General features: G+C 39.6%; 15 protein-coding genes and 1 pseudogene. 4 read left to right on the forward strand and 12 right to left on the reverse strand.

Features of this window, described 5'->3' with window-relative positions; all coding sequences use genetic code 11:
* Position 1: 1 nt before the first annotated feature.
* The 7 genes from NSQ26_RS08050 to NSQ26_RS08080 form a co-directional block, all read right to left on the reverse strand.
* Positions 2-394 carry a lasso peptide biosynthesis B2 protein gene (locus NSQ26_RS08050; RefSeq protein WP_499717787.1) on the reverse strand — a complete coding sequence of 131 codons (393 nt, stop codon included), beginning with the start codon at positions 392-394 and terminating at the stop codon, positions 2-4.
* Positions 391-672 carry a PqqD family protein gene (locus NSQ26_RS08055; protein WP_499717788.1) on the reverse strand — a complete coding sequence of 94 codons (282 nt, stop codon included), beginning with the start codon at positions 670-672 and terminating at the stop codon, positions 391-393. The genes NSQ26_RS08050 and NSQ26_RS08055 overlap by 4 nt, the downstream gene beginning before the upstream one ends.
* Complete coding sequence (locus NSQ26_RS08060; RefSeq protein WP_499720018.1) at positions 665-2,446, reverse strand: ABC transporter ATP-binding protein; 1,782 nt, start codon at positions 2,444-2,446, stop codon at positions 665-667. Before NSQ26_RS08060 ends, NSQ26_RS08055 begins: the two co-directional genes overlap by 8 nt.
* 19 nt (positions 2,447-2,465) lie before the next feature.
* A complete protein-coding gene (locus tag NSQ26_RS08065; RefSeq protein WP_499717789.1) occupies positions 2,466-2,906 on the reverse strand; it encodes a MauE/DoxX family redox-associated membrane protein in 441 nt (146 codons plus the stop codon).
* The gene (locus NSQ26_RS08070) at positions 2,891-3,340 is read right to left on the reverse strand and encodes a hypothetical protein (protein WP_499717790.1); all 450 of its coding nucleotides are present in this window, start codon (positions 3,338-3,340) and stop codon (positions 2,891-2,893) included. The genes NSQ26_RS08065 and NSQ26_RS08070 overlap by 16 nt, the downstream gene beginning before the upstream one ends.
* The gene (locus tag NSQ26_RS08075; RefSeq protein WP_499717791.1) at positions 3,318-4,274 is read right to left on the reverse strand and encodes a hypothetical protein; all 957 of its coding nucleotides are present in this window, start codon (positions 4,272-4,274) and stop codon (positions 3,318-3,320) included. Before NSQ26_RS08075 ends, NSQ26_RS08070 begins: the two co-directional genes overlap by 23 nt.
* 213 nt (positions 4,275-4,487) lie before the next feature.
* The gene (locus NSQ26_RS08080) at positions 4,488-4,658 is read right to left on the reverse strand and encodes a hypothetical protein (RefSeq protein WP_499717792.1); all 171 of its coding nucleotides are present in this window, start codon (positions 4,656-4,658) and stop codon (positions 4,488-4,490) included.
* A gap of 390 nt (positions 4,659-5,048) precedes the next feature.
* On the opposite strand from NSQ26_RS08080, the gene NSQ26_RS08085 reads away from it, so the two are divergent.
* A complete protein-coding gene (locus NSQ26_RS08085; RefSeq protein WP_499717793.1) occupies positions 5,049-5,378 on the forward strand; it encodes a transposase in 330 nt (109 codons plus the stop codon).
* A gap of 67 nt (positions 5,379-5,445) precedes the next feature.
* On the forward strand, positions 5,446-5,694 hold the full coding sequence (locus NSQ26_RS08090) for a transposase (protein WP_499717794.1): 249 nt from the start codon (positions 5,446-5,448) through the stop codon (positions 5,692-5,694).
* On the opposite strand, the pseudogene NSQ26_RS08095 reads toward NSQ26_RS08090, so the two are convergent.
* Both NSQ26_RS08095 and NSQ26_RS08100 read right to left on the reverse strand, forming a co-directional pair.
* Positions 5,618-5,979, reverse strand: a pseudogene (locus NSQ26_RS08095) (transposase); the annotation flags it as partial. The gene NSQ26_RS08090 and the pseudogene NSQ26_RS08095 overlap by 77 nt on opposite strands.
* A 412-nt stretch (positions 5,980-6,391) precedes the next feature.
* On the reverse strand, positions 6,392-6,772 hold the full coding sequence (locus tag NSQ26_RS08100; protein WP_499717795.1) for an ArpU family phage packaging/lysis transcriptional regulator: 381 nt from the start codon (positions 6,770-6,772) through the stop codon (positions 6,392-6,394).
* Positions 6,773-7,369: 597 nt separating this feature from the next.
* Here NSQ26_RS08100 and NSQ26_RS08105 point away from each other — a divergent pair.
* A complete protein-coding gene (locus tag NSQ26_RS08105; RefSeq protein WP_499717796.1) occupies positions 7,370-9,025 on the forward strand; it encodes an IS1634 family transposase in 1,656 nt (551 codons plus the stop codon).
* 510 nt (positions 9,026-9,535) lie between these two features.
* Here NSQ26_RS08105 and NSQ26_RS08110 read toward each other — a convergent pair.
* Both NSQ26_RS08110 and NSQ26_RS08115 read right to left on the reverse strand, forming a co-directional pair.
* Positions 9,536-9,715, reverse strand: a complete 180-nt coding sequence (locus NSQ26_RS08110; protein WP_499717797.1) for a hypothetical protein — start codon at positions 9,713-9,715, stop codon at positions 9,536-9,538.
* Positions 9,716-9,972: 257 nt separating this feature from the next.
* Positions 9,973-10,269: a hypothetical protein gene (locus NSQ26_RS08115; protein ID WP_499717798.1), complete on the reverse strand. Its 297-nt coding sequence runs from the start codon at positions 10,267-10,269 to the stop codon at positions 9,973-9,975.
* Positions 10,270-10,421: 152 nt separating this feature from the next.
* Here NSQ26_RS08115 and chrA point away from each other — a divergent pair, with 152 nt between their 5' ends.
* Positions 10,422-11,597 (forward strand): chromate efflux transporter, encoded by a 1,176-nt coding sequence (gene chrA, locus NSQ26_RS08120; protein WP_499717799.1) that lies wholly within the window; start codon positions 10,422-10,424, stop codon positions 11,595-11,597.
* Between the two features lie 88 nt (positions 11,598-11,685).
* Here chrA and ltrA read toward each other — a convergent pair whose 3' ends face one another.
* On the reverse strand, positions 11,686-12,990 hold the full coding sequence (ltrA, locus tag NSQ26_RS08125) for a group II intron reverse transcriptase/maturase (protein WP_499717800.1): 1,305 nt from the start codon (positions 12,988-12,990) through the stop codon (positions 11,686-11,688).
* Positions 12,991-13,112 lie beyond the last annotated feature (122 nt).

Below are 13,112 nucleotides of genomic sequence, written 5' to 3' on the forward strand. Positions count from 1 at the left end.
GCTATCCCCCTATTCTCAAAACTTCCCTATAATTCTCTCTCACAGATTGACCATCATTAATTACACTATTATTATACTCCAACCAAGCATGGGAACTAAAAGGGAATTTTTTTACACCTATGACCATCTGAACTTTTATTCCCTTCTTACGCGCCAATTTGAATCCTATTAGTGAACGGTGTAGGCATTGGGCATTTCCAAAAAACCAAAAACATACCTTATCCACTACTTTCAACATAGTGTCACAGTTATGTTTATGCTTTTCTAGAGTATTAATGGAACTCATATTGCCATACTTAGAACTATATAAATCAGCTACATAACCAAACGAATATTTCCTAAGGATATAGCTCACCACCAATGTTTCATAAATTACCCGAATATAACTTATCATTTTTCATCCACCTTCAAAATTAAAGAACTACTTTCTAATTCCTTTAAAAAAGAGGTTATGTCCGCTCCCACTTTCTTTTCATTTTCTAAGCTGATCTCATAATCTCTAACTATTGATTCTACTAATTGATTGAAACTTTTATTCTCATCGATCAATTGCCAAACATCTACACCCATTTTATCTAAACCAAAAAACTTTCCACTTCTCACATCTAATAAAACCGCTTCTCCGTCAACTTGTGTAAAATTCACATTTTCATTCTTTTTGTATTTACTCACCATTTCCACCCCTAGTTCCTTGAGTTTGACACAAATAAAGCTCCTTAAACGTACCATCATTAGACATTAGCGAGCTAAAATTACCGTGCTCTGCCAATTTTCCATGTTCCAACACTAGGATTTCATCGCAATCAATAATTGTCGAAAAACGATGTGCTATTATTAATGCTGTTCGATCAACCATCAAATTAAAAATAGCGTCTTTAACAACTTTCTCTGATAAAGCATCTAATGAAGACGTTATCTCATCTAAAATAACGATTCTGCTATCTTTCAAAAAGATGCGAGCTATTGCCATACGTTGTTTCTGACCTGTTGATAACCTAAACCCTTTCTCACCGACGATAGTATCATATTGATTCTCCATCTCCATTATAGAATCATGAATGCAAGCTTTTTTCGCGGCACTAATAATGTCTTCTTCTGAAACATTCCTACAACCGTAAGAGATATTATCTCGAACTGACATGTGAAATAAGAATGGCTCTTGGGGCACATAACCAATAATGCTTGCTAATGTTTTTCTATCAAAATCATTAACTTTAATCGCATCGATAAATATTTCTCCAGAATCGGGTTCAATGAGTCTGCTCAAAAGATTGGCTACAGTCGTCTTACCACCACCACTTTCCCCAACGAGAGCTATCTTCTTCCCTGGAGCTATGCTAAATGATATATCATGTAAAACCGGATGCTCTTCCGTATACGAAAATGAAACTTTTTTAAAAGTAATTTCTCCTTTCGCATGGGAGTTCTCATACGTTTTTTCTCCGTATACAATTTCGTCCTCATTATTTCTGAACTCCAATAGCCTTTTCAAAGACTCTAAAAAAATAGGGATTCTAGTCCAAACTCCGGACAAAGATTGAGCTATGTCTGATAGTAGAACTAAATATGTTGAAAACGCCACAATAGTCCCTATACTAACTTCTCCTTGCATTACTTTGCTACTTGCTACCCAAAAAACAGCTACAGGGGCAAGAACTGCCAGGAAATTGGTTAAAATTCCAATTCCTTCCATAAAAGTAGCATTAAATATGTTGTACTTGGATATTGACTTTATTATCTTCTTAAAGCTCTCTCTCTCTACATCTTGAGTACCCTGTGTTTTTATTAAGAAAACCCCGTTTGCATTCATGGTTTCTTGAGTTTTAGATAGGGAATCAGCTCTGTAGTTCAACGCCTTAACATTTATAGGGACTGTCCAACGTGAGAAAAAGGGTGGTGGCAATAATACCAAAGGTACAAACAATAAAGCCACCAATGTCAGGTTAGGATCAAGCATCATCATCGTAAATACTGTGGTTCCTAGCAAAAAAATTTTAGATGCAAATTGTATTGTAATGGTGTTCAAATGCTGATTCACTTCTCCAGGCTCTTGTAAAATGCGTTGCATAACCTGACCGCTTTTATTCTCGATGAAAAAATTCATAGATTTATCCATTACACGATTATACATCTGAAGCTGAATAATATTACTTGTCCTTTCTGATAAGGAAGTAGAAAAATACCGCAATAGCAAATTGAAAATCCCAAATAATAGTGGTAACAAGGCATAAAAAATTAGAAGTAAGTGTAAAGAAAATCTACTTGTCCCCTGCAATCCGTGATCGATAATTTCTTTTAAAATTAGGGGAGACAACGGTCCTATTACACTCGTAATACCTATACACACAAGAACTATTAAAGCTGTTCGCCGCTCCTTTTTTATACTGTTGACAAGCCATTTAACAGCATTTATATTTTCCTGGTTAGGCTTCAATTTTTTCAACATACTCAACATACATATCCCCTCATATTAAATACGTTTCTGGAAAGACAACAAGAATAAAAAACATAGTAAGCATCGCTATGTTTCTACCTACATGTCTCATCGTAATTTTTTCAGCTGAATGTAATCCGAAACAACCACAACCATTAGGCTGAACTTGATTGAGCTTTATTAACATCAATATAGCAAAACAAACTTGCATTATTACTCCTACCAATGCCACCGAAAATATATTAGATCCCCCAAGAAATAGCCCTACAGCTGTCCCAATTTCCACAGCAGGAATCATTGCTGTTATCAACGGAACCGTTGATTTAGGAAATATCTTATAATCTTGAATTACTACTTTAAAAGCATATATATCCTTCAACTTTCCAATCGAACTTCTGAAATAAATTATGCCGCAAAGAATGCTTAACACCCGAATGAAATAGTGCAGAACATAAACTAGGAATTCTTCCATTCCATTCTCACTTCCTCAACAAAGTTTTTATACGGTACTAAATCGTGTTTTAGTGTTTGATTAGATATTTCTAACTGCTTTAGCTTTTTTCCATTGTCAAAGAAGATGAGGGTTGGCACACCTGAATGAGAAACAAAATTTTGCTTTGTTCTTGAGTCCAGCGCTATAAAGGTGCCTCCCGCTTCCTCTACTATTTGTTTTACTGGCGAGAAAATCTTCATACATGAGGTACATTTGAAAGAGTCAATAATAAATAAGAAAAACTTATCACCTTTATTAATCCTAACCTTTATGTTTTCGTAACTCTCAAGTTGAACGATTACTTTCTGGTACCTATTATATTTAAATACTAGTGTAGCAAATACTGTCAAAAAAACTAAAACAAAGGGCATTATATTTATATTGCTTAATCTATCGATAAACTCTTGCCACACTGCCATCACCACACTTTGTGTAATTTATTACTTCTAATATTCGGTCACATACATCGTTCAAGTGTACTAAACCTCTTGGATATTCCATAGAATACACAGTAACGTTTTGAAAAATATCGGTGGAAAACTTATTCATATTACTAACCATAGTACTTGCATTTACAATTCCTAAAGTAAATGTATTTGCCATAATACTGACTAACTTCTCCTGCCCCTGTAACTTAACCATACATACTCCCTTGTCTTGTTCAACGTATGGTTTTAAAACAAATAACCCTTTAAGATTACTGCGTTTACTACGGATTTCATCCTTACTTAAAGAACATATATATTTGGTAGCGCCATCAACTAGTTTAGTAATATTGTCAAAAGATAATTCGGACTGTATAATTGAACTTTTGTCTATTTTTAAAGCAGCATAGCCAGGATAAGCCATAACACTATTACTAATAGAGAGAGGAAGAACATCATCTGTAAAGAATTTTAATCCTCTTTTAATTAGCACCGTCTGAATGGTAGACTTACCAGCGCCCGGACCAGCCATAAATCCCCAAACATCTTCTCCTGCCACAACACCGCTGGCATGTAGAGGAATTAACCCTTTCAATTGTAAGATATAAGGTAGAACAATACCCACAAAGCATGCAGCTATATCTTCCAGTGAATCACAATACACAAAACGTTTACAGGTAACATATGACCTATTTGAAGAAATTTCATAATTACCTGTTAAAAAGTTGGTATATATATGCCTACCATCGTCGTTAATTGTGACATAGTCATCAAATTCCCTATACGTTGAATTCAATATGTTATTGATGTCTACTTCAAACACTATATCTGATACCGTACTGCTTTTATTACTTTTTGTATCACCAACAGGTAGTGGAACACTGCTAGAAATAGTTAACCCATAAAACTGGTAGTCAAACAACACAACCCCTCCTTTAAAGACTTATTCTAACCATCCAAATAACTCACTTTCAAACAATCAACACACGCTGCGCAAAGTAACCTATTTTCATCCTGAAAAGTAGACGGGGCATTTTCTATTAAAAACCGAACAACAACAGAGCTGCTCACCACATATTAATTTTGGAAACAGCGGTATCCTGTTGCTGTTCAGCTTCACAAATAAACAACTAAATTAGCACTCTCCAGATTCTCCTTTGTATACATCGACACATCTTCCACCTTGCATACGGTAAGACCAGTTTCGAAGCCAGACCTCACAACCCCAGCCTCCACATCCTTTCACGATATCAGAAGCATTTCCGAATTCAACTATCGTTGGTGCTGAATATCTCTGCTTGATCATTATTTCACACCTCCTTTCTGCATCATTTTAACACTAGATTATTATTCTATCAGTGATCTCACTACTATTAAACGCTTACATTAACAATCTAAATCCGCAGATATTACTGTTATATACCAACCTTATGTTCGCGTTAGAAATAAGCACTGAACTAATCTAGGTTTAATATTAGTCTACTTCACCTCCCTCTCACCAGCAACCACAAAAGTCCACTAATTATCCACACAAAGTTTCTTAAACGTCTACTAAAAATCCGTGAAGAGAGACATTACCACCATACGGCCACCCTTAAAACGGCGGATAAAGATCAAATCAATTTTACAGACGCAGAATCACGCATTATGAACACGAAAAATCAAGGGTCATTCAAGGGTATAACCCGCAAATGCTGTGGATGAAGATCACCACTTTATAGTAGGCACAAAAATGAGCAACAGTCGTAGCGATCAAAAACAATTTGATGGCGTTCTTCAGTCTGTAGAAGACAATATGGGACAAAGCCCAGAAAAAGTAACCGCAGATGCGGGTTATTTCAGTGCGTCAAATATTGAGTGCGCCGAAAAACATCAAACTGACTCATACATAGCGGCAACGAAAGAAAAAAATCATCCACAAAACAGTACGACAAAACGAATTTCGTCTATAATGCAGCGACAAATACATACACTTGCCCCGCAGGAAATGATTGGAAGTGGTGAAAATTCGGCACGAAGAGAATGAAAATCGGCTGACGGAATGGGTTTATGAGTATTAAGGTTGTGCGGAGTGCCCGTTTCAAGATGACTGTGTGAAAGCATCGAAACATCTTGCATCGTGGGCAGGAATATCGCCGAGTAACAATGAAAGTGCCGTCAAGAAGAAAAGCACTCGTATTACGCCAGGGAACCCGCACAGGTGTACGACTACTATGCTAACAGAGAGGGTCATCATTATTGTCCAGTTAAGTGTAACCCATCCACATAGTAGTATGTGCTTCTTGGGAGTTGTAGGACGCGACACATTGCTGATACTGAGTATTTGTGACGGTTTTGCTTGATCACATCTACTTGCGTCCTAATATCAGCGCGGCTTGCTTTAAAATGTCGTTTTCCATTTCAAGGTGCTTATTTTTCTACTCAATCAGCTCGATTTCTTCAGCGCTGCGATTATCCTTTTCTTTGAATGAACCTGATGTCTTGCTTTGTTTTATCCATTTATCTAGGGAAGAGGGTGTCAGTTCATAGTCTCGAGCAATTTCTGCTCTTGGTTTCCCATTGTGATATAGTTGGACCATTTGTTCCTTAAATTCAGATGTAAACTGTCTTCTTGGACGTTTCTCCATCCATGATCATCTCCTTAACCGGTAGGTTTTGGGAGAGAGCGAGACCGGCGCGCTTTGACATGGAGCCTCTGCGGGCATGTGTTCCCCGCCAAGAGCCAAGCTAAGAGAAGAGGCTTGGCTACACCAAACAAGGTTAACATGCCCGCCACTCCATGTAAAATCGCTTTGTTTGGTGATCCTTAGTCTTTTGCTCGTTATCCTTTGAGATCGGATTTCTATCCCGTTCCCCCCTCATCATTCTTGTCCAGTTAAGTGTAACCTATCCATTAGTTCTTAGTGCTCATGAAAGATTTTAAAAGAGCACCTCATGAAAATGGGGTGCTCTTCACCAGAAGGGTGCTGAATGTGGGGTATTAACAGTCCAACAATTATCTGTATAAAATCTTATACTAGTATCCAAATTATATAGTAGTTACTGTACACATATCCTGAACGCAAAAGCTAGTTTAGAAAGCGCTTTCTTTTTAAACTCATAATAAGCAGACCTACTTAGAATCATTTCCTCATAAACACTACGATCATCTAGCTCTTCTTCTAATAAATAACGCTTAACAACCAATTCACGCTCTAATTCAAAAAGTCTATTCACCGCTGTGACAATACGATCAACATGCTGGATATAAGGATCCCCTTCGTCCCGCTTCACTTTGCTCACATGTGCTGGCCACACTAGTTTAAAAGAAGGCTCAACTCGTGGCATATCTTCCTCTTTTAAAGAGTGTACACACCATTGATATTTCTGTAAGTTATCAACAACCTCTTTTCTCACTTCCCAATTCAAATCAACATACATTCTTATTCCTCCCATTTAAAAATTTTAAAGACTTACAATTACATAGTGTTTTATTATCCTTACATTATGCTATTCGTCACTTATTCTGTCAATCCCAAAAAATTATTTGCTTAAAAATGACAGATCCTTACGTACAACTTGTCTGCACTTTTTTAAGAGGGCACTAGGAGAATGCAAAGATCGAGATAATAAGCAGACCTACTCAACAACATCTCTTTGACTACTTCTTTTGTTGCTTCCATATTCAATCACCACACACGCTAATTCCCCCATTCATTGATATCATCGTACATCGCCTGTTCTTTTTTGATATTCGTCACTTGTTCACAACATCCTGCATCAACCTTGTTTTTTTCTCATATTTCCATTCAGTTATGCTAAATTACAGCATAATTGAAGTCATAAAACCTATATATTTACTAAAATACCATCTTATTCCTACAAAAAGTTCCCCATATCTTTTTAATACGACATTTGTATTCGGCTCACATTTCGCATCCTTCCTATCACCCTAGGAAGGATTTTTTCATCCAATGTCGAATGATGTATAAGCAGGTATAAAGCTACCCGAAATACATAGCCAGATGAGGGATGGACATGAACATACAGATTGATGCAGTTTACCAAGCCACGTATTTGAATATGATTAGCGAGCTCATAAAACAATTGAAACTCCCAAGTAAAATCACGAACTTTGTCAATGCCAACGACCAATGTCAGGTGTCGCCAGGAGATGCTGTTCATCTATTATTGCTCGATATTCTTAGTGGCCGTCAAGCCTTGGTACATGTAGAAGAATGGGCAAAAGAGATCGATCTCCATAAACTGTTACATGAAAAAGTCGCTCCTAGCTTTTTTAATGATGACGCATTAGGAAGACATTTAGATCGCTTACATGATGCAGGCATTCACCAACTTTTATCATCGATTTTGCTGGATGTATACAAACACGAGGAGATCCCCTTGAGCGTATTTCACGGCGATACAACAAGCCTGTCCTTGTACGGCGCATACGATCGCCCAAGCCGAACACTGAACATCACAGAAGGATACAGTCGAGATAAACCCGGTTATAAGCAAATTCAATTTGGTGTTGTCGCTAATGAAGATGGCATCCCTATTTATGCGGATGTTCATGACGGAAATGAATCTGATAAAAGCTGGAATCCTCAAGTGTTAGACCAACTCCATGATCAATTCTCACAAGTCGATCTGGATGGGTTCATTTATGTAGCGGACTCAGCTGCAATGAGCGCAAAAACGTTAAAACAAGCGAAAGCTGCGGGCGCAGCGATCCTTACCCGAGGGCCGAATCATTTAAAAATCGTGAAAGCTGCACTTGAGAAAGCAGATGAGACAGACACACCATGGTCCGAGGAAATCTCCTTTGTTTCAAGCAAAAAAGGTGCGACGTACCGCTTATTTGAATGCGCTGATACATATGAGGGACACGACGTGCGACTCATCGTTGCCGAATCCAGCGCATTAGACAAGAAAAAAGAAAAGACACTAACCAAAAAACGAGAACAAGAACACGCGATGATCGAGAAGCAACAACAAAGCTGGACAAAATCACCGTTTCATTGCGAAGAGGATGCAATGAAAGCCTTTAGCGAGTGGGAAAAGGAAGCAGGTCTCTGTTTTCATACGGTTCAACCCACCATCCGCGCCATCGAGGTAACAAAGCGGAAGCGCGGACGCCCTAAAAAAGGTGTAGAACCCGAAGTCCAAACGCACTACATTCTTGAAGTAGAAACGACGTTTGATGAAGCAGCTTTTGCACACGCAAGAAGAAAAGCTTCACGTTTTGTGCTCGTTACAACAGTGCCGAACGAATGGCAAGGAGAACCTGCTTGTCCAAAGCGTTTGCTTGAGCTTTACAAAGGGCAGATCAACGTAGAAATGAACTTTCGTTTTCTCAAAAACCCTTTTTATATCGATGATGTCTACGTCCATAAACCAGAGCGTGTTCAAGTACTTGGTTACTTATTTCTTCTCGCCCTTGTCATTTATCGAGTCTTCCAACGACGTATCCGGCAACATATTACCACAGCGCATCCAATGAAAGGAGCCGGTGGTCGAACGCTAACAAAGCCTACAGGAGAGGCGATTTTTCAGCTATTTAAATACGTTCAAGTGGTTGCCTTTACGCTACCAGACAACACAAAACAAAGGAGTTTTTCGCGACCGCTTACGTATGAACAACAAAGGGTATTAACCGCACTGGGCATGGATGAATCGATTTACCTGTAATCAATTCCATATGAATGAGCCATGGAAAAAAATGCATCTTATCCATGGCTTTTCGGGTAGCGTTAAATCTATAGGTAAAAAGAGGAATTTAATTCTTGGTTATTCCACCTCGGAGAGGTGCGAAATGTGAGATTCGGGTTTCCTCCTTAAAATTTATTTTTTTCTTCATCGCACTAAAAAAACCCCCACCCCTCCGCTTCATCCAGCAGAGAGATATATTGGACCCAGTATTCCAGACACGAAATCCATGTTAAGGTGGATTTATGACAAAAATAATATCATATACCGCAGAATTCAAAACAAAAGTTGTGCTTGAACTGTTTCGGAACCATGACGTAAGGTTTGTCGTTGTTATTATATTTCCTTAATTAAATAATTTCGCCAAATGGTCAGTGCCACCTTTTGTTCAGGGTTGTCTTTTTTTCTTTTCAGCTCAAAATAAAAATATCTTTTTATTCTTTTTAATAAGTATAATTGCGGTTTGCGGTTTGCGGTTTGCAGTTTGCGGTTTTATGCAACGCTAGTGCCTTGATCCCACTGTTCTTTATTCACATGTTCTGGCCATACTAACTTAAAAGAGGCATCTACCTGTGGCATATCTTCTTCTTTTAAAGAGTGCACACACCATTGATATTTCTGTAAATTACTAACAACTTCTTTTCTTTCTTCCTTACTCAGTGCAACATACATTGATCGTCCCTCCCATTTATTTTTAAATTTAAATAATCGAAACTATACATTACTTATTCTTTATTCTTACATTCATTATTCGCCATTTACACGCAGTATCCTTCACAAATTCTTATTTTTTTCACATTGCCGTTGTTTTTCTTCATAAACCCCTAAATTTCACTCTCGTTAATATAGCTATTCCTAATCACCTGCACACAAAACCCCCACCTCTCGCTTATATCCACAGAGAGGTAGGGGCACACCCACATCAATTTTTAATGCACATACACTGGTTCAAAATAAACGTCTCGTTCGTCGATCCCGATCTTCCGTAAAAATTTCTTCGCTTCTTTCAATGTATCGAGTGGGTATTGCGTTTCACATAAATGATTCACACGGCGTAACCCTTCCTGGAATGTATCGTCTAATACGAGGCCTCGCTCAACGTGATACATCGCTTCTAAAATCGCTTCATCACGCTCAAAACTCATAAAGCCTTCCGTTTCATTGTAATAGACGATGAGTGGCACGTGCGTATGAGGGTGGATAATATGCGTTTTATATAAGTTCATCGTCAGGCTCCCTTCAAGCTCATCCTTTTGTATCATATGAAAAAGATGACGAGCGGTCAACGATAAACACCTAATTTTTCCGCCTCAAATCACGCGGGTACGCACTATGCTATACTAAACACGAATAACCTTTGTAGAGAAGGAGCGGTTTCATGACTTATTTGCAGCGATTGCTGGAGGTCTTTTTCATTGCTACACGACTTGGATTCACTTCTTTTGGCGGTCCAGTTGCTCATCTTGCTTATTTTCATGCAGAGTATGTACGGAAACGTAAATGGCTTAATGAACAAAGCTACGCAGAGCTTGTTGCTCTCTGTCAGTTCCTTCCTGGACCAGCGAGCAGTCAAGTGGGGATTGGGATTGGTGTATTGCGCGGTGGGCTGCTTGGGGGAATCATTTCGTTCCTTGGGTTTACATTTCCATCTGTAATTGTCCTACTCTTATTTGCTTCGGCGACAAAGACGTTCAATTTACAGGAAGCAGCGTTTATTCATGGGTTAAAGATTGTTGCGGTGGTAGTTGTTGCACATGCAGTAATTGGGATGGCAGAAAAATTGACGCCTGATTTGCATCGAAAAGCAGTGGCGCTCATTGCGCTTGCGGTGACATTATTGTGGATGACACCTGTTACGCAAATTGTATTGATGGCCATTGCTGGCATATACGGGGCACTCTTTTTCACATCAAAAATTACTACCGAAGCGTCATCACTCAAGTTCCCGATTTCTCGTCGTTTTGGTACGGTTTGTTTGTCGGTGTTTTTCGGCTTATTATTTGGATTGCCTTTATTACATCAGCTCACTTCACTCGAAGTGATTGCTTTCTTTGAACGCTTTTATCGCGCCGGCGCGCTTGTATTTGGTGGCGGCCATGTCGTCTTGCCGCTACTGGAACAATCATTCGTCCCAACTGGCGCCATCGACGAAGCAACATTCCTCTCCGGGTATGGCGCGACCCAAGCTGTACCAGGGCCGTTGTTTACATTTGCAGCTTATTTAGGTGCTGTGATGAACGGCTGGGCAGGCGGATTGCTTGCGACGTTAGCGATTTTCTTACCTGCGTTTTTACTTATCTTAGGTGTACTACCTTTTTGGACAGTATTGCGGAAACACCCAAAAATAAAAGGTGCTCTACTCGGTGTCAATGCAGCTGTTGTCGGGATCTTGATTGCTGCTTTGTACAACCCAATTTGGACGAGCACCATTTTACAAACGCGTGACTTTGTGTTTGCAGCGATACTCTTTGGCTTGCTTGTTTACTGGAAATGGCCTGCGTGGGTGATTGTTGGGCTTGGTATTGCTGGAGGAATGGGGTTAGCGTGGATGTGAGTAGGTGCTGTTTTGTCATGATCGAGTAGGAGGGAGCTTCGCTCCCGACCTCTCACACCACCGTACGTACGGATCCGTATACGGCGGTTCAATGACTTGAGTGTGTTTTCTCATACAGTTGATTTAAATCCTTCAAACCTACTTTGTCAAGAATCGCGTTCGTGATGGACCTGTGTAAGATGAAGCTACTGGCGATTCGCCAGTAGCCTTTTCGTGTATTTGCCCATTCCCATGCTTTTGACTTTGGAACTCCAAGCTTCATGAGACTTTTGTACCTCGTACGAACTTTCTTCCAGCGTTTCCATATGATTTGTCTGATCCTTCGTCTCAGCCATTGAAATATACTTTCAATGTGACCTTTCATATAGGTAATGCCGAAATAATTGATCCATCCAACTGTAATCGTGTTAATTTCCTTGATGACATCCCGGATGTTGCCATTACGTTTCCTAATCGTGGCTTGTCTCAGTTTTTGTTTGAAGTTCCTGAGGGACTTTGGGTGCGGACGAAAACCTACCTCACCTTTTCTGACGTGTATGCACACGCCTAGAAATTTTCGTTTGGTTGGTCGTCCCACTTCGCTTTTCTCCCGATTAACAGTCAACTTTAGGTTCTTCTCAAGGAAGGTGGTCACACTTTTCATGACGCGTTCGCCGGCTTTCCGGCTCTTCACGTAAATATTGCTGTCGTCCGCATAGCGGACGAATTTATGCCCTCGTTTCTCAAGCTCTTTATCCAGCTGATCTAGATAGATATTGCTGAGTAGTGGCGAGAGGTTGCCTCCTTGCGGAGTCCCAATTTCTGTTGGTTCAATGTTGCCATTTATTGAGACGCCGCTTCTTAGGAATTTACGAATGAGCTTTAATACAGTTTTATCTTGTATGTGCTCTTCTACGTGGTACATCAGCTTGTCATGGTTCACTGTATCGAAATATTGTTTCATATCAATATCGACCACAAACCGGTAGCCTTCTTCGAAGTATTCCTTCGCTCTTTTCATCGCGTCGTGAGCACTTCGATTTGGTCTAAATCCAAAGCTATTGTCTGAGAACTTAGGGTCAATCCATTTATTGATGACCTGTAAGATTGCCTGTTGCACAAGTCGATCGCACACTGTTGGTATGCCAAGTTTACGTTTCGTACCATCCGGTTTTGGTATCTCTACTCGTTTTACCGGTTGTGGCTTGTACGTTCCCTCTTTGATTTGTTTCACCAGTGTCCGTTTGTGTTTCAGGAGATACACGAATAGTTCTTCCACTGTCATACCATCGACTCCAGCTGCGCCTTTGTTCGCTTTTACATTTTTGTACGCGCGGTTCAGATTATCAGTGTCGATGATTTCCATCACCAGTTCGCTCACACCATCTTTTCCTTCAGCTTCACCGCAAAACATCCTATACGATCCTGCCTTACCTTCAGATTCCATCCTATTATCGGGCAGGCATCCATCTTTTAGATGTTGTCTGTAGTTGTAGATGTCTCACACCTCCACCGTTTCCAAGATTATCATTGTTC

The sequence above is a fragment of the Bacillus sp. FSL W7-1360 genome (assembly GCF_038592975.1).
Lineage (GTDB): Bacteria > Bacillota > Bacilli > Bacillales > Bacillaceae_D > Shouchella > Shouchella lonarensis.

What these genes read in the sequence shown, in the direction of transcription:
- NSQ26_RS08050 (WP_499717787.1), bottom strand. Translation starts at nt 394, where the DNA reads ATGATAAGTTATATTCGGGTAATTTATGAAACATTGGTGGTGAGCTAT.
- NSQ26_RS08060 (WP_499720018.1), bottom strand. Translation starts at nt 2,446, where the DNA reads ATGTTGAAAAAATTGAAGCCTAACCAGGAAAATATAAATGCTGTTAAA.
- NSQ26_RS08065 (WP_499717789.1), bottom strand. Translation starts at nt 2,906, where the DNA reads ATGGAAGAATTCCTAGTTTATGTTCTGCACTATTTCATTCGGGTGTTA.
- NSQ26_RS08080 (WP_499717792.1), bottom strand. Translation starts at nt 4,658, where the DNA reads ATGATCAAGCAGAGATATTCAGCACCAACGATAGTTGAATTCGGAAAT.
- NSQ26_RS08100 (WP_499717795.1), bottom strand. Translation starts at nt 6,772, where the DNA reads ATGTATGTTGATTTGAATTGGGAAGTGAGAAAAGAGGTTGTTGATAAC.
- NSQ26_RS08105 (WP_499717796.1), top strand. Translation starts at nt 7,370, where the DNA reads ATGAACATACAGATTGATGCAGTTTACCAAGCCACGTATTTGAATATG.
- NSQ26_RS08110 (WP_499717797.1), bottom strand. Translation starts at nt 9,715, where the DNA reads ATGTATGTTGCACTGAGTAAGGAAGAAAGAAAAGAAGTTGTTAGTAAT.
- NSQ26_RS08115 (WP_499717798.1), bottom strand. Translation starts at nt 10,269, where the DNA reads ATGAACTTATATAAAACGCATATTATCCACCCTCATACGCACGTGCCA.
- chrA (WP_499717799.1), top strand. Translation starts at nt 10,422, where the DNA reads ATGACTTATTTGCAGCGATTGCTGGAGGTCTTTTTCATTGCTACACGA.
- ltrA (WP_499717800.1), bottom strand. Translation starts at nt 12,990, where the DNA reads ATGTTTTGCGGTGAAGCTGAAGGAAAAGATGGTGTGAGCGAACTGGTG.